This window comes from Streptococcus mitis (assembly GCF_000722695.1).
Taxonomy (GTDB): Bacteria; Bacillota; Bacilli; order Lactobacillales; family Streptococcaceae; genus Streptococcus; species Streptococcus mitis_O.
Genome location: NZ_JPFU01000013.1, coordinates 598,217 through 621,268 on the forward strand (window position 1 = coordinate 598,217; position 23,052 = coordinate 621,268).

At 38.0% G+C, this 23,052-nt stretch carries 17 protein-coding genes and 2 pseudogenes; 1 reads left to right on the forward strand and 18 read right to left on the reverse strand.

What is annotated here, in order from left to right:
* Positions 1–13: 13 nt before the first annotated feature.
* From pnp to SK629_RS08205, 18 genes and pseudogenes are all read right to left on the reverse strand, one after another.
* Positions 14–2,227, reverse strand: a complete 2,214-nt coding sequence (pnp, locus tag SK629_RS08120; protein ID WP_042901389.1) for a polyribonucleotide nucleotidyltransferase — start codon at positions 2,225–2,227, stop codon at positions 14–16.
* Between the two features lie 698 nt (positions 2,228–2,925).
* Positions 2,926–3,792: a methylenetetrahydrofolate reductase [NAD(P)H] gene (gene metF / locus SK629_RS08125; RefSeq protein WP_000089956.1), complete on the reverse strand. Its 867-nt coding sequence runs from the start codon at positions 3,790–3,792 to the stop codon at positions 2,926–2,928.
* Between the two features lie 102 nt (positions 3,793–3,894).
* Positions 3,895–6,144 (reverse strand): 5-methyltetrahydropteroyltriglutamate--homocysteine S-methyltransferase, encoded by a 2,250-nt coding sequence (metE, locus tag SK629_RS08130; protein ID WP_042901390.1) that lies wholly within the window; start codon positions 6,142–6,144, stop codon positions 3,895–3,897.
* A gap of 596 nt (positions 6,145–6,740) precedes the next feature.
* Positions 6,741–7,034, reverse strand: coding sequence for a helix-turn-helix domain-containing protein (locus SK629_RS08135; RefSeq protein WP_042901391.1), 294 nt, complete (start codon positions 7,032–7,034; stop codon positions 6,741–6,743).
* Positions 7,035–7,218: 184 nt separating this feature from the next.
* Positions 7,219–7,584: a TIGR02328 family protein gene (locus SK629_RS08140; protein WP_042901393.1), complete on the reverse strand. Its 366-nt coding sequence runs from the start codon at positions 7,582–7,584 to the stop codon at positions 7,219–7,221.
* Positions 7,568–7,972 (reverse strand): YbgA family protein, encoded by a 405-nt coding sequence (locus SK629_RS08145; RefSeq protein WP_042901394.1) that lies wholly within the window; start codon positions 7,970–7,972, stop codon positions 7,568–7,570. The genes SK629_RS08140 and SK629_RS08145 overlap by 17 nt, the downstream gene beginning before the upstream one ends.
* A gap of 68 nt (positions 7,973–8,040) precedes the next feature.
* Positions 8,041–9,030, reverse strand: coding sequence for a Fic family protein (locus SK629_RS08150; protein WP_042901595.1), 990 nt, complete (start codon positions 9,028–9,030; stop codon positions 8,041–8,043).
* A gap of 70 nt (positions 9,031–9,100) precedes the next feature.
* A complete protein-coding gene (locus SK629_RS08155) occupies positions 9,101–9,871 on the reverse strand; it encodes a Fic family protein (RefSeq protein ID WP_042901395.1) in 771 nt (256 codons plus the stop codon).
* Positions 9,872–10,075: 204 nt separating this feature from the next.
* Positions 10,076–10,561, reverse strand: a pseudogene (locus tag SK629_RS08160) (N-6 DNA methylase); the annotation flags it as partial.
* Positions 10,562–10,574: 13 nt separating this feature from the next.
* Positions 10,575–13,619 carry a type I restriction endonuclease subunit R gene (locus SK629_RS08165; protein ID WP_042901596.1) on the reverse strand — a complete coding sequence of 1,015 codons (3,045 nt, stop codon included), beginning with the start codon at positions 13,617–13,619 and terminating at the stop codon, positions 10,575–10,577.
* Complete coding sequence (locus tag SK629_RS08170) at positions 13,612–14,844, reverse strand: AAA family ATPase (protein WP_042901397.1); 1,233 nt, start codon at positions 14,842–14,844, stop codon at positions 13,612–13,614. The genes SK629_RS08165 and SK629_RS08170 overlap by 8 nt, the downstream gene beginning before the upstream one ends.
* Positions 14,845–14,857: 13 nt before the next feature.
* Positions 14,858–15,439 (reverse strand): restriction endonuclease subunit S, encoded by a 582-nt coding sequence (locus SK629_RS08175; RefSeq protein ID WP_042901398.1) that lies wholly within the window; start codon positions 15,437–15,439, stop codon positions 14,858–14,860.
* Between the two features lie 59 nt (positions 15,440–15,498).
* Entirely contained in the window at positions 15,499–16,743 is a 1,245-nt protein-coding gene (locus tag SK629_RS08180) for a restriction endonuclease subunit S (protein ID WP_042901400.1), read from the reverse strand.
* Entirely contained in the window at positions 16,743–17,747 is a 1,005-nt protein-coding gene (locus SK629_RS08185) for a virulence RhuM family protein (RefSeq protein ID WP_042901402.1), read from the reverse strand. Before SK629_RS08185 ends, SK629_RS08180 begins: the two co-directional genes overlap by 1 nt.
* Positions 17,737–19,308 carry a type I restriction-modification system subunit M gene (locus SK629_RS08190; RefSeq protein WP_042901403.1) on the reverse strand — a complete coding sequence of 524 codons (1,572 nt, stop codon included), beginning with the start codon at positions 19,306–19,308 and terminating at the stop codon, positions 17,737–17,739. The genes SK629_RS08185 and SK629_RS08190 overlap by 11 nt, the downstream gene beginning before the upstream one ends.
* A 78-nt stretch (positions 19,309–19,386) precedes the next feature.
* On the reverse strand, positions 19,387–20,307 hold the full coding sequence (locus SK629_RS08195) for a DUF4238 domain-containing protein (RefSeq protein WP_080710267.1): 921 nt from the start codon (positions 20,305–20,307) through the stop codon (positions 19,387–19,389).
* Positions 20,308–20,314: 7 nt separating this feature from the next.
* Positions 20,315–21,571, reverse strand: a complete 1,257-nt coding sequence (locus tag SK629_RS08200; RefSeq protein WP_042901404.1) for a hypothetical protein — start codon at positions 21,569–21,571, stop codon at positions 20,315–20,317.
* Positions 21,572–21,685: 114 nt separating this feature from the next.
* Positions 21,686–21,973: pseudogene (locus tag SK629_RS08205) on the reverse strand (hypothetical protein); the annotation flags it as partial.
* A 186-nt stretch (positions 21,974–22,159) separates the two neighbouring features.
* Between SK629_RS08205 and SK629_RS08210 the strand changes: the two are divergent.
* Positions 22,160–22,777, forward strand: a complete 618-nt coding sequence (locus SK629_RS08210; RefSeq protein ID WP_042901405.1) for a TVP38/TMEM64 family protein — start codon at positions 22,160–22,162, stop codon at positions 22,775–22,777.
* The last annotated feature ends 275 nt before the right edge of the window (positions 22,778–23,052 follow it).

Here is a 23,052-nt window from a genome sequence, read left to right on the forward strand (position 1 = left end):
ATTTCTCCTTTTCTTATTCTGAATCTTTTTGTATTTCTGTAAATTCTTTCTTAGGTTTGTGGTCCTTGTGATGACGTGGACGGTGAGGACGCTCAGACTTCTCACCCTTTTCATCACGTTCAGGTTTTGGTGGACGAGGAAGAAGAGCCTTCATAGAAGCATCCACACGTCCTTTTTCATCAATCTTGATAACCTTAACATCGACTTCGTCTCCGATGGCTACCAAGTCTTCGACATTATTGGTACGCGTCCAAGCCATCTCAGAGATATGAACAAGAGCATCTGTCTTGTCAAAGAGGTTGACAAAAGCACCAAATTTCTCGATACGAACAACCTTAGCATGATAAACTTCATCCACTTTCGCTTCACGAACCAAACCAGCAATGATTTCTTTGGCACGGTTAATAGCATCTTGGTCGCTAGAGTAGATAGACACATTTCCTTCTTCGTCGATATCAATCTTAACGCCTGTTTCAGCGATAATCTTATCGATGGTTTCTCCACCCTTACCGATGACAATCTTAATCTTGTCCACATCAATCTTGATGGTATCAATTTTCGGAGCAGTTGGAGCCAATTCTGGACGAACTTCTGGAATGGTAGCTTCAATCACATCAAGGATTTCAAAACGCGCTTTCTTGGCTTGAGCAAGAGCCTCAGTCAAGATTTCTGCAGTAATCCCTTGGATCTTAATATCCATTTGAAGGGCTGTAATCCCGTCACGAGTACCTGCAACCTTAAAGTCCATGTCTCCAAAGTGGTCTTCCAAACCTTGGATATCTGTCAAGACTGTGTAGTTATTCCCATCTGAGATAAGTCCCATGGCAATACCAGCTACTGGTGCCTTGATTGGCACACCACCAGCCATAAGAGCAAGAGTTCCCGCACAGATAGACGCCTGAGATGAAGAACCATTTGATTCCAAGACTTCTGCTACCAAGCGGATCGCATATGGGAATTCTTCCAAGCTTGGCAAGACTTGAGCAAGAGCACGCTCACCAAGAGCACCGTGACCAATTTCACGACGACCAGGCGCACCGTAGCGTCCAGTTTCCCCTACAGAGTATTGAGGGAAGTTATAGTGGTGCATAAAGCGTTTCTTGTACTCTGGGTCCAAACCATCGATGATTTGAGTTTCACCCATCGGAGCCAAGGTCAAGACTGAAAGAGCCTGAGTTTGTCCACGAGTGAAGAGACCTGAACCGTGCACACGAGGAAGGAAGTCAACAACCGCATCCAAAGGACGGATTTCATCGACCTTACGACCGTCAGGACGCACCTTATCTTCTGTAATCAAGCGGCGCACTTCAGCGTGTTCCATTTGTTCCAAGATTTCAGCCACATCACGCATGATGCGGTCAAATTCTTCGTGGTCTGTATATTTTTCTTCGTAAACGGCAGTAACTTGGTCCTTAACTGCTTGAGTTGCAGCTTCACGAGCCAATTTTTCTTCTACTTGGACCGCTTTTTGGAGGTCGCTGTTGTAGGCTGCGATGATTTCAGCCTGCAAGTCAGCATCCACATGAAGCAATTCCACTTCTGCTTTTTCCTTACCAACTGCAGCAACGATTTCTTCTTGGAAGGCAATCAATTCTTTAACTGCTTCGTGCCCTTTAAGGAGAGCTTCCAACATGATTTCTTCTGACAATTCTTTAGCACCAGACTCTACCATGTTGATGGCATGTTTGGTACCAGCTACTGTCAATTCAAGGAGAGATTGTTCTGCTTGTTCTTGCGTAGGGTTGATGATGATTTGACCATCCACATAGCCAACCTGTACCCCAGCGATTGGTCCGTCAAATGGAATATCTGAGATAGAAAGCGCTAAAGAAGAACCAAACATAGCTGCCATAGGTGCAGAGGCATTTTCATCATAAGAAAGTACTGTGTTAATCACTTGCACTTCATTACGGAAACCTTCCGCAAACATAGGACGGATTGGACGGTCAATCAAACGCGCTGTCAAAGTCGCATCTGTTGAAGGACGTCCTTCACGTTTCATAAAGCCACCAGGAAACTTCCCAGCCGCATACATTTTTTCTTCGTAGTTGACTTGAAGAGGGAAGAAATCCCCAGTTGCCATTTTCTTAGACATAACGGCTGCAGTCAAGACAGTTGACTCACCGTAACGCACGACAACAGAGCCGTTTGCTTGCTTGGCAACCTGACCAGTCTCTACAATTAACTCACGACCCGCAAAAGTCGTTTGAAACACTTGTTTTGTCATTTTAATCCCCTTTGGATTGATAATATTATACGTCTTGCCTACAAAGATCAAGATACTAAGCCGTTAAGCAACTCAAAGGAAAATAGGAAATCGGACGACGGAGCGACTGCTCCTAGGCAGATTGATCTTTTTCCACAGAGTTGTAGGCGAGTTCAATTACTCAAGATACCAAGGACGTCAAAAGCAAAGTAAAAATAGGAAACTGACGAAGTCTTCGATGAAGACAAGACAGTTTATCTTTTTACACAGCTTTTCGGCCGGGTTCAATTGATCAAGATATTTTGGACGGTTCGGCTTGCCGAACATTTCTGTAGAAAAATAGGAAGGTGACACCGCACTCGATGAGTGCTAGTAAGCTTATTTTTTTCCTAAGAAATGAGGCCAAAATTCAATTAAGTATCTTTACTATTTTACTCTCAAAAATCCCGTCTTAGATAATAATATTGTTATCATCTAAGATACCACGATAGCGTGAAATATCTTTTAAATACTCACTCCTTTCGTGTTTTTTGAGACACACATTATCAGATTTTGTTTAAAAAATAATCAACTTTAAACAAACTTCTACAACCTAAATACCCTCATCTTTGTATCAAGTACGTACAGAGTCTATTTTATCATATTTTTCTTAAAAAGTGCGGTCTTTACCATTAAAAAGGAACCATTCCCCTCACCTGAGAAGAATGGTTTGCTTTTTATTATCCTAGAGACTGATGATTAAACAAAGCATGGGTTGCTTGGTGGATGTATTTTGCTGTTTCTGCATTGTTCATAGTGTAGAGATGCACACCTGCAACATCCTGAGTTACCAAGTCCACGATTTGGTCCACCGCATAGGCAAGTCCTGCTGCTCTGAGCGACTCAGGGTCATGCTCATACTTGTCTAAGATGGCTTTAAATTTGCGTGGAAGATGGATATTCTCACAAGTCTTCAAGAGGCGGAGAGCCTGATTTCGATTCAGAATCGGCATAATCCCTGCATGAATAGGAACATCAATCCCAGCCAAGATGCACTTGTCTTGGAAATCATAGAAGCGCTCATTGTCAAAGAAAAGCTGAGTCACGAGGCTCGAACAACCTGCATCCACTTTCTTCTTAAGATTTTGAATATCTGAAATCTGATTTGGTGAATCTGGATGCCCTTCTGGATAACAAGCACCAACAATATCAAAGTGAGGAGCTTGTTCCTTGATGAACTCAATCAAGTCAGTGGCGTAGCGGAAATCCTTTTGTGGCTCCACATCAGGAATAATATCCCCACGAAGAGCCAAGATTTTCTGCACCCCAACCTTGTCCAAATCAGCAATAGTTTCAGCCACCTTGTCCTTGGTCAAATAGATAGCTGGCAAGTGGGCAATAGTCGGAATCGCCAAGTCATTTTGGATAAAGTCAGCCAAACGAACCGTCGTTTCCTTGATATTAAATTTATTATTGCTGGCAGTCACACTGATAAAGTGGGGAGCCAACTCCTGCATATCTTGAAGAGCAGAAATAATTTTATCATTACCCACGGCTGGGTTTGGAGGGAACACTTCAAATGAGAGTGACGGTGTTTGGCGTGACATAGTCATTATCCTTTTCTAGTTGATTTTTTCGTTAGCTGGATTCCTAGAACCCAAGTGAAACAGGCAGATTGACCAAACAGTGCTTCTTGAGAAATCCTTATCTTACAATTTCTCACGCGCAGCTTTAGCTGCTTCAACAAGGCGGATCAAACTTTCTTTTGTTTCTGGAATACCACGTGTTTTCAAACCACAGTCAGGGTTGATCCAAACTTTCTTGCTTGGCACTTTAGCAAGGATGGCTTCGATTGTGTGGTCGATTTCGCCTTCATTTGGCACACGAGGTGAGTGGATATCGTAAACCCCAGGTCCTACTTCTGTTTGGAAGTTTTTCGCTTTGAGTTCGTCCAAGATTTCAAGGTTTGAACGGCTAGCCTCAAATGAGATAACGTCCGCATCCATGTTGTCGATAGCTGGGATAATATCTGTAAATTCTGAGTAACACATGTGAGTGTGGATTTGTGTGTCTGGCGCTACTGTTGAGTGTACCAAGCGGAAGGCAGGAATTGCCCAGTCAAGGTAGTCTTCGTACCAGTCGCTACGACGGAGTGGCAATTTTTCACGAAGAGCAGCCTCGTCGATTTGGATGATTTTCACACCAGCAGCTTCAAGGTCAAGCACTTCATCCTTGATAGCAAGGGCGATTTGAAGAGTTGAATCCTTGATAGAGATGTCTTCACGTGGGAATGACCAGTTGAGGATGGTAACAGGTCCAGTCAACATCCCTTTAACAGGTTTGTTTGTACGGCTTTGTGCATAGCTAGACCATTTAACAGTGATTGGGTTAAGACGAGTTACATCACCCCAGATGATTGGTGGTTTCACCCCACGCATACCGTATGATTGTACCCAACCATTTTTAGAGAAGAGGTAACCTGACAAGTTTTGACCGAAGTACTCAACCATGTCATTACGCTCAAATTCACCGTGAACAAGGACATCAAAGTCGATATCTTCTTGCCATTTGATCCATTCGTCAATTGTTTCAGCAAGGAAAGCATCGTACTCTTCTTGAGACAATTCACCTTTACGGTAAGCCAAACGTTTAGCACGAACTTCTTTTGTTTGAGGGAATGAACCGATAGTTGTTGTTGGAAGAGCTGGAAGTTTGAAAGCTTCTTCTTGGATGGCTTCACGTTCTGCAAAGGCTGGCAAACGAGTGTAGTCAGCGTCTGTCAAACCAGCGATGCGCGCACGAAGTTCTGCATTGACACCAACACGCTCAGTCGCAAAGAGTTCTTTGTTAGCTGCAAGAGCTTCTGAACCTTGACCGTTGCGGATAGCATCCAAATCACGGATTTCATCCAATTTTTCAACTGCGAAAGCAAAGTGGTTCAAGATAGCTGGTTCAAATTCTTCATTAGCAGTTGTAAATGGCACATGAAGAAGTGAGCATGAGCTAGTCAAAACGATGTTTTCAGCTGGGATTTGCTCAAGAATAGCCAAGCTCTTTTCGTAGTTGTTACGCCAGATGTTTTTACCATTGACAATACCTGCGTAGAGAGTCTTATCAGCTGGGAAACCACCTTTAACCAATTCAAGAGTTTTCTTACCTTCAACGAAGTCCAAACCGATAGCATCAACTGGCAAGTTTACAAGATCAGCGTAAACGTCACGAACGTCTCCGAAGTAAGTTTGAAGCAAGACTTCAAGACCTTTTTTATCAGCCAAGAGTTTGTTGTAGAGGTTCAAGAAGAGAGCTTTTTCTTCAGCTGTCAAATCTTTTACAAGAGCAGCTTCATCCAATTGGATGCGAGTCGCACCAAGTTCAGCCAATTTAGCAAAAACTTCTTGGTAAGCAGCCACTAAGCTGTCTACGAAGTCTTCTGCTTTCACACCTTCTTCAAAGTCTGACAATTGAAGGAAAGTGAATGGACCTACAAGAACAGGACGAGTGTTCAATCCAAGTTCTTTGGCTTCTTGGAACTCATCAAAGATTTTGTGACCTGCAAGTTTAACTTGAGTGTCTTTTTCAAACTTAGGAACGATGTAGTGGTAGTTGGTGTTGAACCATTTTTTCATCGGAAGGGCACGAACATCCCCTTTTTCTCCTTGGTAACCACGTCCCAAAGCGAAGTAGCGCTCAAGGTCAGACAAGTCCAAGTTTTGAACTGAAGCAGGCACCACATTGAAGAGGAAAGCTGCATCTAGGAAGTTGTCATAGTGAGAAAAGTCATTTGATGGAATTTCAGTGATACCTTTTTCTTTGACAATGTTCCAGTGTTTAACACGCAATTCTTTTGCTGCTGCAAGAAGTTCTTCTTCTGAGATTTCTTTTCTAAAGTATTTTTCAGTTGTAAATTTTAATTCGCGGAATTCGCCCAAACGAGGGAAACCGATGATTGTAGTTGACATGATGTGTCCTCCAAAATTTGTTGTTGAAACTATCTTAACAGAAAAGAAATCATCTGTATAATTGTAAAAAATTAGGCTTTGATATAGTTTGAAACTATACCTCCATTTTAGACAAAAGAAAAAGATCTGAGGCAAATGCCTCAAATCCTTTGTATAGCTTGTTTTTAGCTGTATTTTTGTTAGAACGCTCAAACATGTGATTAGTAATTCTTATACGTGACTATGACTTGTTATTAGAAAAGACTATAGGTTGATTTTTCTTTTGTAATTCTGATATTTCCCTGAAAAAGTGCGGACGGGAGGTAAAATTAGCCAGTGGATGATTTTAGCCAACCAAGTAATTTCATCCCTAATTTTTGAGCACTTCGCCTTTTCATTTCTATGCTCAGGCTAAAATAGTTCCCCGAACTATTTTACTCTCAAAAATTCCGTTCTAGATAATAATAAATTATTATCTAGAATACCACTATAGCGGGAAATATCCGCTAAAAGCTCACTTCGTTCGCACTTGATATAAATAAAGCATAATTTTTCTATATTATACACTTGAGGCACTATAACTGTTAAATTTGTTAAAGTTTTCCAACCTCTTCCTATCAACTCTTTCTCTGTTCAAGTGGGACGACTGCTAGTGTCTTTCCTAAACTAGCTAGGACTTTTAAGACTGTGTCCAACTGAGGACTTGTCTTTCCTGTTTCCATCCTAGCTATGACAGGCTGGCTTACTCCACTAAGTTCTTCTAGCTTTTTCTGGCTGATTCCTTGCTCATGTCTGGCTTCAATCAACTCACTCACGATAGCCACTCGCATATCACTTTCAAGAATTTCCTCCTTGGTAAAGAGTTCAGATCGGACATCCTTCCAATTACTCCCAATAGCACTATTCTTCATCACTTAACCCTCTTTTTTTAAGTCCTTCAACTCACGCTTGGTTTTTTAAAATTATAACTCAAAAGTTATTAAAAGTAAATCTGAACACTCATAAAAAGAAGACCTTAGAAAAACTCTAAAGGTCTCATCTTTATTATTCGAAAAAATTACGAGAAGAGTTATAAATTGAAGGCAATCCTTACTATTATTTCAGCTCAATCCCCTTCTCTCGGAGATTAGCCAGACACTCCTCATAGTAGGCATGGTCATGCTCACTATATATAGGACTAGTCAACTTTTCCTTTACTAAATCTTCATAAGGAGAGCAGGTCTTACCTCGGTAGTTCTTGTCCAGCCACTCTGGACTGACATTGTAACCACGGTTAGCCATCTCCTCCATGATCAAGCGATGATAAGCATAGAGACGATAAGGCGAGTGGGTAAAGACATAGTCCACCGTCGCATGATTTCTGCCCCAGCCATTACCACGAAGGGCGCAGCATTCTCGGTGTTGTCCCAAAAGTTGAGGACGGGGAAGTTGTGAAATCAAAGCCTCATGCCAAAGTCTCATGGGAGTCTCCTTTCAGTAAAGTCGAATGTTGCAAGTAGGTATTGGGATAGCGATTAAGCAACTCTCGAGTCTTAGCAATCAAGTCTCCCTTGGAAGCATGACCAAAACGGTAGCGATCCAGCAAGAGCATATAGTCTTTGCGCTCAACATCTGTCGCTTTCTTTTTGAAATAGCCCCAAATATGCTGAAAAGCATTGCAAACCTGACCCCTGTGTTCTGGGATTTGACAGGCACGGTCAATCATCTCTTGAACCAGACTCACCTCCACCTGTTCATTCTTCAAGTATTGGCGAATCTCATTGTAAATATTGCTGGAATGGCTCAAAACGAGATATTTGTTCCTAGCCCAGAGTTGCTGGCACTGGGATTTTTGGTTAGTTTGTTCCATCTTTCCCCTTGATTTTTATCAGTTTCCAGGAAATATGGAAACAAAGTTGTATCTTAAAAATGAGCGAATTATGAGCGAATTATGAGCGAATAAAGAGTGTTTTTTGTAGAGCCTGATTTTTCTAATAAACCTTGATTTACAAATAGTTGGAGATAACGACGCATGGTTGCCGCACTCAAACCTGTTAGTTCTTGTGCAACTGCAGTTGTTATCTGATAATTCTCTACAAGATAAGACTCTATTTTTTCAAAAATAGCTAGCTCACGTGGTTTCAAAAGTAATTTAACCGACTTTTCCGTACTATCATTTTTTTGATGACTATAATCCAGCAAGGTTTCTAAAATCGCTTCAAGCATAAATTGGATGAATTTTGTAGAATCATTAACCTCATTACTCTCTGTTAAAGCTTGGTAATACCCTGACTGATGTCGGTAAATAACAGACTCTACAGGAAGCCACTCAAATAAAGGATTCCATCTACTCAAGATTAGGCTCTGCCACATCCGCCCCATACGACCGTTCCCATCCTCAAAAGGGTGAATAATTTCTAACTCAAAATGCACGATACAAGATTTGACAATATCAGATATGTGGCTAGACTTAGCCCAAGAAAATAAGTCCGATACCAGCTTAGGAACAAACTGTGGCCGCGCTCCAAGATGAACAACTTTCCCTGATCCATCAAAAACACCCACATCGCCTAATCGAAACTGTCCAGGATGCTTGACCAAATCCTGTGTCAGCAATCGATGAGCCAGTAAAAAATCATCTATACTGTATGGATTTAAGCGAAAAACCTTCTCATAAGCTTCATAAGCATTTTGGACCTCATGGATATCCTTAAGAGGGCCTAGAACTCTTTTCCCCTCTATGACATCAGTCACCTGCTCCAGAGAAAGACTATTATTCTCAATAGCTAAAGAGGACTGAATAGAACGAATCCGATTTTCCTTGCGTAGGTGTAATTTTCTCGTTTCGAAAGAAAGTTGAGTCGCCAACTCAGAAATCTTCTGCACGAGATTCAATATTTCTTCTGTTATTTTATAGTTGGGTATCATCGTCTTCCTTCTTTCTACTCGAAAACATTCTAAATCTTCTAAGCCTTGAGCAAAGAAAACGTTCATCTCTTTAGTCTATTTCTAAATCATGTTGCCCAGCTAATAAGAGATTTTCAAAAAATCGTGCCAAATATTCTGTTTTTTTCTGGAATAGCTTCGCATTATCTAGAACAAGAGCATCTCGAAAATACTTTGCATTTTCTTGGAAGGGTTTGTTGTCTACTTGAAATCCCATAGTTCTAAGGTACTTAATCAAAAATACTGTTATCGTTCGAGTATTTCCTTCTCCAAAAGGATGAATCTGCCAAATACCTGAAATAAAAGTCTTGATATGTTGCACTACTTCGATATCGGATTTTCCTCGATAGTCAAATTGACTTTCCTGCTGAAAATCATAGGTCAAACTATCTACTACCGTGCGAAAATCATCATATATGACACTGTCTCCATTTAAAACAGCCTCACTTTTTGTAATGTTGTAAGAGCGATATTCTCCCAAGGGAATGCCATGTGGCAAGAGACCAAAGAAAAGCTCTCTATGAATCAATTTTAATGTTGTTGGAGCAAATTTAAAGGCATTAGAGGACAAGAGTTCCACAATTCTCATGGCAACAAGGTCTGCTTCTCTTGTGCTATCATCCTTCTCTTGGTGATAAGTCGTTACTTGGTCATAAACTTCTTGATAAGTCAACTTTCCTTGAGAATTTTGCTCTGCTAGTTCTCTCATATACGGAGACGGCTCTAGGTCATCTACCTTTTGTAAACCAAATCCCGTTTCCCATAGGTCTAATTTGGTCTGATAAGAGAGTCTAGGATTATCAATTTCATAAGTCGGTGTCATGGTTTTCCTTTCTAGACAAAGCTTCAAGTAAAATCTATACACTCTATTCTACCATATTAAATCTTTAAGCTCCTTATACAAGTTCACAGTTCTCTGTTCTATCGTGCTTGAAGAAAGCCCCTCCTCGCTAATGTTAGAAAATAGCAACTATATCAGCCTAGATAAAGTTTTATCTTAAATATGAGCGAATAAATCAACTACATCTTACCCTTCAAACTCTTTCAAAAACTTTTTGAGTTCATCATCGGCTTCTGGTGTGGTTCCATATAGTTGACCGAGCATTTCGAGTAGGGTAGCGGTTTGATTTTGGATTGCTTCATTTGTCTTATTAATCTTGCCAACGATATCTGTCAGTGGTTCGACTTCTTCTTCCTCGAAGGTATCTACATAGCGAGGGATATTGAGGTTATAGTCATTTTCGACAATTTCTTCATAACTTGCCAGATGGGCAAACTTGTCAATCTCTTCACGTGACTTGTAGGCTTCCAGAATCTTCTCGATATGAGTATCCGTCATGATATTCTGGTTTTTCCCCTTATCAAACTCCTTAGAGGCATCGATAAAGTAGACATCACGATTGGTACGGTTCTTTTTGAGAATGATAATCGTGGTCGGAATGCTGGTATTAAAGAAGATATTGGCTGGAAGACCAATTACCGTATCAATGGCTCCTTCTTCTAACAAGGCCTTATTTCACTAATCCTTAAATACCTGAATAAGTCTCTACTAACAACTGAATCTTACGCAAAACTTCTTGCTTTTTCCGTTCACGCGCTCCCTGTCTACGAGAAGTGGGTGGAATAATCGAATCCAAATCAGTCCCACTGTTTTCAGCATAACCTCGTTGAATTGATTTGTCTATGAATAATTGATAATCAGCTACAAGTTTCTCAGCCTCGGCTAGGTCGTGAATCGCGATTTTCTTGTGCTCCTTGCCATATTCGTAGAAAGCATTGATAATTCCATCATGGTCTTTCAATTTTTGCAAATCGGTGTCATTGATAAACCCGATAACCAACTCTTCTTTGGCACGGATATCGATACTAGAACGAATCACACGACTAACTTCTGCTTTCATTATTTCTTTAGACTCAGAATTCTTCGATTTTTCAACAATCAATGCCAAGATATAGTCTAGGTTAATCTCATCTGTTTTTAGGAGTTCAATCTCAAATTCAACATCTGAAAGGTCAACGTCCAAAGTCTTGGTCTTTTCATAATTTTTAAGATTCAAAAATTCATCTCGAATTTCCACATAAGTGCTTCTTAAATCCTGAAGATAACCTTCAGAGATAGGCTTATCGATTTCTTGAAACTCATCATAATTTCGAAGGACGTTATCAAGCTTCAGTAACTCACCAAATAACTTAACAAACTCTTTTTTATCGTGCTCTGTTTCAATTTCTTGCGGGTTCGGGAATCTTTCCAGAATTTCCTGACAAACCGCAGTATATCCTTTGACCTCGATACCCGTTACTTGATCCACGAAACCATCCATGTATTCACTAAAGCTTTTTTCCAAAATAATTTCAAGCTTATTTGTGTCTCCAAAAGTCTTAATAGCTTCCTGCGTAGCCTTTTCTAAATCACGGAAACAAACAATATTCCCAAAAGGTTTAACCTTGTTAAAAATTCGATTAGTTCTCGAGAATGCCTGAATCAAACCATGATAACGTAGATTTTTATCGACAAAGAGTGTATTCATAGTCGGGGCATCAAATCCCGTTAAGAACATACCGACCACAATCAGCAAATCTACTTCCTTGGATTTAACGCGTTTAGAAAGGTCACGATAGTAATTTTGAAACTCCTTCCCATCAGCTGAGAAGTTGGTCTTAAACATGTGATTATAATCATCAATCGCTCTAGAAAGAAACTCTTTAGAAGATAGAGGCATGGCTGTATCTTGAGGTTCTAGCTCTTCATCTTGAATTTCTCCATAAGCTGACTGTTCTTCGTTAGGTGCAAAGCTAAAGATAGTCGCAACTTTCAAACGCTTAGCCTCTGGTAAAGCTGCTTGCTGTCGTTGGAGTTCTTCATAGTATAATTTTGCTGCTTCAATACTTTGTACAGCTAGCATAGCATTAAATCCAGACAATTGTTTTTGTTTATGAGTATAGTGTTGATTTCGGTGTGTTTTTGTATTATACACGCGAAGTAAGTATTCGGTAATGGTCGCGATCCGTTCTGGGTGAAGAAGAAGTTCTTTTTCCATCTTTTTCAACTTCTTCTCATCGACCTCACGACCGACCGCCTTTTCCGCATCCCTGTACTTATTAATTTCAGGCTTGATATAGTTGTAATCAACCTTAAACTTCAAGACTTTTTTATCCCGAATAGCATCCGTAATAACGTAATTATGAAGCTGTTCTCCAAAAACTTCTTGCGTTGTTTCACCCGTCAAACTATTTTCTGGGAAAATTGGTGTCCCTGTAAATCCAAATAGGGCGTACTGTTTAAAAGCCTTCTTAATGCGCTTTTGAGCCTTCCCAAACTGAGAACGATGACACTCGTCAAAAATCAAGACACATTTCTTAGCATAGACTTCATGATTAGGATTTGCAGTGATAAACTTATTTAACTTTTGAATAGTTGTGACAACGATTCGATCATCATTTTCTTCGATACTGCATTGTAGTTCTTTTGTATTGTTACTACCATTGACTGAATTTGGTTGGAATTTTTGATATTCCTTCATAGTTTGATAGTCTAAGTCTTTTCTATCTACAACGAATATCACTTTGTCAATGTAGTCCAACTCTGTCGCTAAGCGCGCAGTCTTAAAGCTGGTCAAGGTTTTCCCTGACCCTGTCGTATGCCAGGTATAACCACAAGCATTGATGGTTCCAAAATTCTTCATTTCATTGGAAGAATGAATCTTGCGCAAGATACTTTCAGTTGCTGCTATCTGATAAGGACGCATGATGAGCAAGGTATTATCCACATCAAAAACACAATACTTGGTCAAAACTTCCAAGAGGACACGCTTGCTTAAGAAAGTAACAGTAAAATCTTCCAATTCGTGAATGGTCTTATTCTTACGGTCTGCCCACTCACAGGTAAACTCATAGTGATTTTTATTCTGAGCTGTTGTATTTGCAAAGTAGCGTGTATAAGTACCATTCGAAATCACAAAAATCTGAACATACTTATACAAAGAATTTTCGCTGTTAAAGCTTTCCTTACTATAACGGTGAACCTGATTAAAGGCTTCTTGCAGACTAACTCCCCGCTTCTTCAATTCAATCTGAACTAGCGGAAGACCATTGACTAAAATTGTCACATCATAACGGTTGGTATGACTCCCCACTTGCATCACTTGGTTGATGACCTGCATACTGTTGTTGTGAATGTTTTTCTTGTCAAGGATGAAAATATTTTTAATCCGTCCATCATCAAAAACAAAGTCATAGATATGATTTTCTTGGATTTTTCGTGTTTTTTCAACCAAACCTTCATTGGGACAATCTAAATACTCGACTACAAAACGTTGCCATTCAGCATCCGTAAAGCTCACCTTATTAAGCTTTTCAATTTGAACCTTTGCATTCGCTAAAAGATCTGAAGAAGTATGGATATCCAATCGTTCATAATTGAGACCATTGACCAAATCCATAAGCAATTGTCTTTCCAAATCTGCCTCAGACTGAAATTCTCTATCCGTGCGATACTCTGGTTGATACTCAGCCAAGAGAATCCCTTCATTTGTTTCCGCAATTACTTCATGTACTTTTGAATAATCAACCATTTTCATTTTCCTCTTTTTGGTTAAATTTATATTTTATCTCAAAACTATTGAATAATTCTATTAAGGTATTTTTTTCTCGTTCTTGCAATTCTCTAAACTCTAAGTCCGATTGACGATTATGAGTAAATAAATCAATCCTTTGAGCATATGGTTCTATATTTTCTTTGGTAATCTCCTCACCAACGACCTCTAATCCTAATAAAACCTCCTCCCATCTACCATAACCTAAAAATGTTGCTGTTTTTTCTAACAGATTTCTAAACAAGGCATAATGAAATTTTTCTACTCGTCCACTGTCTACAGCTTTACGTAATTCTTCTCTTACCTTTAGATGATAACCAAACGGAGAATCCTTCTCAACATCAGTCAAGATATATTTTATTTCATCGTTGTTTTCAATCTCTTTTTTCATTACATAGAAGCAGGTTTTCTTAATTCTTCTTTCAAATCTGATTTCATTATATAATACATTGTAGAAAAGTGGTTGGTGAGTAGAAAGTATAAACTTTAAATCTGTATTTCCAGATTTTGCAATGACATCCTTTAAAAAAATTGCGGAATTAATAATGTTGTTATCATCTAATGAAGAAATTGGATCGTCTATATAAATATAATTAAAATTTTGAAAATCAGAGTCAATTTCTGAGTCGCTCAATTCTTCAATAATAAGTTCTAAGAGAGTAATGAATATAGACCAAACAAAAATTCTTTCCTCTCCCCTAGAAATTTTGACCGTTTCACCATCTACAGTAAAACGAATGCTTTTGAAATTACTTTTTACTCTTGGTAAACGTTGTCCCCCAATAATATCAATAACTGGATTACCAAATTTATCAACAACCTGCTCTTCAATATCCTCAAAAATAGGAGCTATTAAATCTCCGACATATTTCTGAAAATTTATAATAACTTGATCAAATTGTTGCTGGTTTTCCAAAAAATTACCAAAATAGGTACGTTTATCATATTTAAGATAACGATTTTCATCATTTTCTAAATCATTTTCCCAAGTAAAAAGATCTTCTGTAAAGGCATTAAAATAAAGTATTTTCTTTACCTTTGACTCTTTCTCATTTTCCGAGATATTTAATTTATCCTTTAAAATTGTAGATAGCCTTGTTTTCCCTGTAGCATTAAAAGCATAAATTAAATGCACCTTCTTATCACTTGAAATCAGATCATCTGCAACATCTTCCAATGTATTAAATACCTTATCATACGCCATTATTCATTTTTCCTTATTCATTAAAATAGAGTAATTGTTCTCTCCAATATTCATACTGTTTCTGTCTTAGTTCGATTTCTTTTGGAAGACCTTCAGAAATAGAGTTGGTTAAGGTGTTGAAATTGTCAAGAATGGAGACAATTCTTTTTTGTTCAGTGAGAGGGGGCAGAACAATTTTAAATTTTTCCATATCCTTCGAATTGATTCGGACAACTTTTGTCCCGGTCACTTTTCTTTCCTTTTGAGATTGAAACGAAATCGATCTTAGCCAATAATTCAAGTACCGTGAATTTTGACTCGTACGAATGATATAACTATCTCCAGAAATTCCAATTTCTTCTTTTCCTTCCCAAACAATTGATTTCCCAACATCTTCAACATTTTCAGATGTTGTTGCCATTATCAAATCATTAGGATAGGCTTTTTTTAACTTTTCGAATACTATTTCACTAGTTTTAGAAAGAGTTTCAACAACTATAAAATCGTATTTAGTGTAAATCTGTCCGTAGTGAATAACAGATTTCCCATTTTCTGTAAACTCCTTCTTCTGAAGTCCATTTCCTCTTACAAAATCACAAATTACTCCCAACTTCACTCGAATTGGACCAAATACCCACTGTAAAAGCTTGATAATAGCGGAGTTGTCCCACTACTCTACTCTACTCTACTCTCAGTGTACTCGCCTTCGGCGACGAATGTCAAGAGTTTTTCTCTAAAATATTCATACTGTTTTTGGCGTAGTTCAATCTCCTTGGGAAGTCCGATGTTTAAGTCGTTACAAACCGTATCAAAGTTATCTAAAACTTGAACAATACGGGACTGGATTTCAAGAGATGGCACTGGGATTTTGAAGGATTTTATTATCCCAGCATTAATATTTGATTGCGATCCTTGTCCCATTGATTTCAAGGTCTCATAATTATAAGTCAACCAATAGTAAACATAACGATAATTTGCTATATTTTCATCTATCTCAATGTTACAGCATGCTTGATTTGTTGTTAATGGAATTTTGGCAATACCTACTTTCGCAGCAGTTGCTCCGTACATAGCCACTATAACCGCATTTTTTTCAATCCATTTAGCTGATGAATTCGCTAATCCTTCTTCCGTTATGCCTAATTCTGTATCATAAATCTCCCGAAAATCTACCTCTTGAGTTCTAAGCCAAGGAATTGAACCTCCATAATATAAACTATTTGATCTATCTGGTGTGCCTCCTGATGTTATCTTCTTAGAAACCTCTAGGAGTGTCTTCCACTCAACCTGATAAGCCTCATCATCAAATGATAACAGTTTATCTCTATAAAAAGAATATTGCTTTTTACGTGAGGTCAATTCTGAGGTCAATTCTGAGGTCAATTCTGTAACATAATCGGTAAATTTGTCAAGTATTTGCACGATTTTTTCTTGAATTTCTAGAGGAGGGATGGGAATTAAAAATTTTTCCATATCTTTAGAATTAATTCTAATTACTTTAGTCCCTGTCACTTTTCTCTCTTTCTGCTTTTGAAATTGAAAAGTTCTAAAATAATAGTTGATATACCTTGAATTCTGATTAGTCGTTAAAACATAGGAATCTCCAGAGATTCCTATTTCCTCATCTCCCTCCCATACAATGGATTTCCCTACATCCTCTACATTTTCTGACGTCGTCGCCATAATAATATCATTAGGCTTCGCTTTTCTTAACTTACAAAATACACTATCATCAGTAAAAGATACCGTGGTTTTTGTCGAAAATTTATATTTTGTATATATTTGACCATAATGTATTACAGGTTTTCCTTCATCAACAAAGTCTTTCTTTTGCAACCCATTCCCTCTATGAAATTCAACCACTTCCCCCAACTCTTTCCACTCAACGGGACAGTTCTGGATTTCTTCTAGGATGTTCATCACTTACCTCCTTCCTTGGCTAGATTTTCAATACTTTTTATTTCCTTGAGGTAATCTTTTTCAACTTGACTAAGGGTCTTGGCTTGGTAGCTCTTATATTCCTTATCCACCTTATGCTCCATCTGTTCACGAGAGATAGAGCCACTATTGTCCAGTAAGTCTTCTCCAGTAGCCTGAAGGATACGATCTACGTGTGTTACCCAGTCAGCCATAGTCATGACTTCTTCTCGCTCTGCCTGTCTTTCAGCAAAGTCTAGATATCCTGATACAAGCTGATTAAGTCCACGGAGTTCTTTTTCTGTCAGGTAGTTCTTGGCAACTTTTGCCTCGGATAAAGTAGGAAGGTCTCCCTTAAAAGTAGTCAAGCCCATAAACTCCTTTTCACTATCAACACGATTGTAGATGAGTTCGCTCGCAGTATTGTGGTGAATAGCATAATGCATCTTGTTTTGAACCGTCGCAAAGAATTTCTTTGCCTCTGTTGAATTTGCATTATAGTCGCTTGATGTTGCGAAAAGATCTAAAATCTGACGGTAAAAGACTTTTTCACTTGAGCGTATATCTCGGATTCTTTCAAGAAGTTCTTTAAAGTAAGAGCCTCCACCCAAGTTTTTCAGACGCTCATCATCCATAGCGAAGCCCTTAATCAGATACTCTTTCAAGATTGTCGAAGCATAGAGTCTGAACTGAATGCCACGTGGGGAACGCACTCGATAGCCGATCGCTAAAATCATATCAAGATTATAGTAGGCGACTTTTTTTGACTGAGTTTTACCAGCCATTGCACCGTGACGAGTGGTTGTCAACTGATAGTTGACAACCACTGTTTCATCTAATTCACCATCTTCAAATATTACCTTGATATGTTTACTAATGTTTTGCTTAGAAGTTTGAAAGAGCTCAGCTAGTTCTTGTTGGGTCAGCCAAACCGTTCCATTATCCAAGTGGAGTTCAATAGCAGACTCTCCGTCATCAGTTCTATAGAGAATCACATCATTTGCCATGGCTCAATTCCTCTACAATCTTGTCTATCTCTGCACGCAAGTAATCAATCTTGGCTACAGTTTCTGCAATTTCTTGATTGAGCATATCAATATCAATCTTCTCACGTGTATCTTCTTGTTCGACATAGGTTGATACAGACAGGTTGTAATCCTGCTCTGAACCAATCACATCATTATCAACGAGAGCCGCTTTATAGTCTACGCTTTGACAATTAGTAAACAATTCAATAATGTGCTCAATATTGTCATCCGTCAAGACATTGTTATTGGTCTCTTTTTTGAATTCTTTACTTGCATCAATAAAGAGTGTTTTATTTTCAACTTTATTCTTCGCTAGAACTAAAATCGTGGTCGCAATAGAAGTTCCAAAGAAGAGATTGTCTGGAAGGGAAATAACCGCTTCAACAAAGTTGTTATCTACTAGATACTGACGAATGGTCTTTTCAGCTCCACCACGATAGAAAATACCTGGGAAACATACAATAGCTGCTCGACCTTTATTGGACAAGTGATTGAGACTATGCATGATAAAGGCAAAGTCAGCTTTTGACTTAGGAGCTAGCTTACCAGCTGGCGCAAAGCGGTCATCATTTATTAGAGTTGGATCTCCATCTCCCACCCATTTGACAGAATACGGAGGGTTAGAAACGATAGCATCAAATGGCTTTTCTTCTAAATGCTGAGGATTTAAAAGGGTATCTCCTCGCTTAATATCAAAGTTATTGTAGTTGATATTGTGCAAGAACATATTCATACGAGCCAAGTTATAGTTGGTCATGTTAATTTCTTGACCAAAAAATCCATCTTCTAGAATATGGTCTTCATATTGTTTTTTCATTTGAAGAAGGAGAGAGCCTGAACCACATGTTGGGTCATAGACCTTGTTAATCTTGTCCTTTCCGACCATCACTAGACGAGCTAGTAGTTTAGAGACTGTCTGAGGTGTGAAAAATTCACCCCCACTTTTTCCTGCATTACTTGCATAGTTGGAAATCAAGAACTCATAAGCATCCCCAAAGGCATCGATGTCATTTTCCTCAAAGTTACCAAAGTTAATGCTATTGATACCATTTAGAATGTCAGAAAGTCGTTTATTTTTTTCTGGAACAGTTCCACCAAGGATATTGCTTCGTGTATCCAAGTTATCAAACAAACCTTTGATATCATCCTCTGATTTGAAGCCAATCGCTGATTTCTCAATAGCTTGGAAAATATTGGCCAAGTCTTCGTTTAAATTTTCATTTTGCGAGGCATTCTCGACAACATTTTCAAATAGTTGACTCGGAAGAATAAAAAATCCCTTATCCTCAACTGTTCCTGGTTTGAAATCTTGCTCAGCTTCTTGGTCACTCAATTCAGCATAACGGAATTCTAGATCCCCAGCCTCATGCTCAGCGCGGTCAAAATAGTCTGCCATATGCTCTGAAATAAAGCGATAGAAAAGGATTCCTAGGATATATTGCTTAAAATCCCAACCATCTACAGCTCCACGCACATCGTCCGCAATCGCCCAAATTTTACGATGCAGTTCCTTGCGTTCTGTATTTTCTTTACTTGCCATTTTTACTTCCCTTATTTAATGTATTGTCTTTTCTATTTTATCATATTTTAAGAAAACGAAAATAATGCGTTATTTAGGTTATGAATAAGAAATAGTTTTTAAGTAGTCTATAGAATCTGGATGAACAAATATCTGTCTCTCAGCGTGTCTAGCTTGAAGATTATTAACTGAGTTTATAAAAGTAATATCATGATTTGAAAAAAATCCTAGTGTATTATTCAAATTTTTCATATTTCTACCAAAAAACTTCTTTGGTACTATCTTAATAAGGATTTTACTGGACAATGGATAGTAGATAAATGTATCATCTCTTCCTACACCGTTGTCAGCATATGAAACTGAATTTCTAATAAAATTATACATCACAACTGGAGAGTCGCTTGTAATAAATGGAATACTAGAATTATTGAAATAAACTAACCAAATTTTATCAACCAATACCTTAGAAAGTTTTTCCAGTCTATCTATCTCTGCAATTAATGGAATAGTCATATCTCTTATAAAGTCATTTTTATTATTTACAACATCTTCTAATCTGCCTTTTATTATTTCAGGATGTAATTCAAACTGTTCGGATGTTTCGTTGATTGTCTCATCAAACATAATTTTCCCATTCTCAAACCTACGTTCTAAAAATCCTGGAACTCTTAACACTTGAAAAGTGATCATTTTAGATAACGAGCGAATCTGAGAAACTGTTAAAACATCATTCTTTTTTTGAGATAATGTTAGTGAAGCAATTATGTTAGTCATCTCTGGTCCATATAACGGTTCAATCTCGCTAGAGAAAAATTTCTCCCAATATTTAGAATCTTTTTTATCACTAACGTCATAAAAGTTTTTCCTAAACGCCACATTATCAACTGAATCTATAAAAATTTTATTAAGTTTAAATTGTTTAACTGCTATATTATAGCCTTTATTATTAAGATTTTTCTTACTGAATCGTTTTAAATAACTTTTAGGAACAACATGCTGTTTAATATTTGATTTAATCATATTCCTTCTATCTATCTAGTTCACACAAGCTGACTTCTCGGAAACGAGATAGTATATCTTCTGAACTTAATTTTCCTGTTTTAAACTGTTCAAACATTTTTAAGAAAATAAGACTATCTATTATCAACACATTATTAGCTGCATTGCAGGCTACTTCAATAACATTATTGCTAACAGGTAGCCGTTCCTCAGGTTTTATATCCTTAAATCGATTTACTATGATTATCTTTTTAATTACGTCTGGAACAACTTCTTTTGTTTCTTCATAAATATGTCCGTGAGTCACTAATTGTGAAATATTTGATTTTTTTACATCTTTTGTTAAACCTTTGAATTCAAAAATGTAATGAATCCCATTTTTCTCGAAAGAATAATCTTCATTTTTTCTATCTTCAAATTCACTTTGAACATCACACATTATTTCTAACATTTCTGTCAAAATTACTTCTAATTCCGATCCTGATTTAAATAAAATTGATTCAAAACGTTTATTTTCACGAATAATTTCTTTTGAAATTTTTATTTTATCATTAGACTCTTCAATCTTTTTATTTTCTATTTGTATAGCTTCATTTTGCTTAATATCATCAAAAAAATGTAGTTCTTGAAACCAGTCAGGCGCCTCTTCTTCGGTTTCATCCATCAAAACACTTTGTACTAAGACTGATAATTCATCATTATTTTTAGCTTGTAGGGTCGTTAATGAATACTTACCATGTGATACAAATACTAATTTTTCGCTTCCGTCCGAATAGACCATATCCTCTGGTAGATTATAACCGTCATAATAATTCTCCCCCATTTCTGAGTTCAAATAGAAATCAGCTGATAGTCTGATACCTGACAAATTTGTATGAGTTTTTTCGTAATATAAATCAATATCTATTGGTATAACTTTTTCTAAATTATAAACCAAATACTTGATAATATCTTTAAGTTGCTCCCTAGCCAAAAATTCTTTGCCTGTTCCTCTAATTGGTGAGGTATATTCCGTTTTAAATCTAATATTTGGAGGTAAAATATATAAGAATTTTGTCTTAAATGAGTGACGAACACTAGTTAATAGTGTTTGAAAGTCATTATCGCAGTTTAGCGTTTCAAAATCCGTAATAGAAGAATGGTTTAACCAAATTGACGAACTAGTCAAATCAATAATATTTAAATCATAGGAATCTAAAGAATGAGCATGTCCAAATGAATTACACTCCGTTACACTATAATCATTTTCATTACGTCCATTATAATTTATTAACTGTATCTGCATTCTTTTCCTTTCTATCTTACATCGAATCTATTTTCTCTCTTTAATTTTCCTACTAAAATTATACCACGAAACCACAAAAAATCCCCTTAGAAATCCGCTTCTAAGGGGTTGTCTTTATCCTGCTGCTTGGCCTGGTTCTGCTGATTTGGTCTTTTTATCTTTCTTGCTACTAGTGATGAGACGGCGTTTGCTATCTCGGATGCCATTGAGTTCCTTGAAGAGTTGAGTCAAGTGTTCTTTTTCAGGATAGGCTTCTGCGCTGGCTGCGGTATGGTCGTAGCTAGTTGAAAGTTCAGTTCGGAGTTGTCTGGTCGTGCCAACTTCCTTGGCAGACTTGGAAGCACGCGCCTTACTTTCCACTTGGTCATATTCCTCTTGAGAATTGACCACCACCGTCAACAGTAGAATGCTTTTAAATTTATGGAATTACGATTGTTCTAAACCTAGAATACATGTAAACTTTAGGGAACAGACCTATTCTAAGTATCGAAGACCTATTTACTATCCATTCCTCATCAAAAAGACTCATTCCCCCTTTCTCCTCCAAAATATGGTATAGTAGAAATATACTATCTATGAGGAGTTTACATGTCACAGGATAAACAAATGAAAGCTGTTTCTCCCCTTCTGCAGCAAGTTATCAACATCTCATCGATTGTCGGTGGGGTTGGGAGTTTGATTTTCTGTATTTGGGCTTATCAGGCTGGGATTTTACAGTCTAAGGAAACCCTCTCTGCCTTTATCCAGCAGGCAGGGATTTGGGGGCCACCTCTCTTTATTTTTTTACAGATTTTACAGACGGTCGTTCCTATCATTCCTGGGGCCTTGACCTCGGTGGCAGGAGTCTTTATCTACGGGCACATCATTGGCACCATCTACAACTATATCGGCATCGTGATTGGCTGTGCCATTATCTTTTATCTGGTGCGCCTCTATGGGGCTGCTTTTGTCCAGTCCGTCGTCAGCAAGCGCACCTACGACAAGTATATCGGTTGGCTGGATAAGGGCAATCGTTTTGACCGTTTCTTTATCTTTATGATGATTTGGCCTGTTAGTCCTGCTGACTTTCTCTGTATGCTGGCTGCCTTGACCAAGATGACCTTCAAGCGCTATATGACCATCATCATTCTGACCAAGCCCTTTACTCTCGTGGTTTATACCTACGGTCTGACCTATATTATCGACTTTTTCTGGCAAATGCTTTGACACGTAAAAATCCGTTTGGTTGCCCAAGCGGATTTTTTAGAGCGTAGATTAACTATAGCTTGATACTAAATATACTTTGGTATAGAAATCATGCCTATTTTTCGATAGTGAGGCGAGGACTTACCTAGCCTTTCCGCCGTGATAGAAACACCTGAAATCTAATGGTTTCAGATGTTCCGAAACTTTGAGACATTAGGCTCAAAGTTTAGGTATGAAATTTCGAAGAAAGTCGCTACCGTCCGTAATCACTTAAGGAAAGGCTCAAAAATATTGTT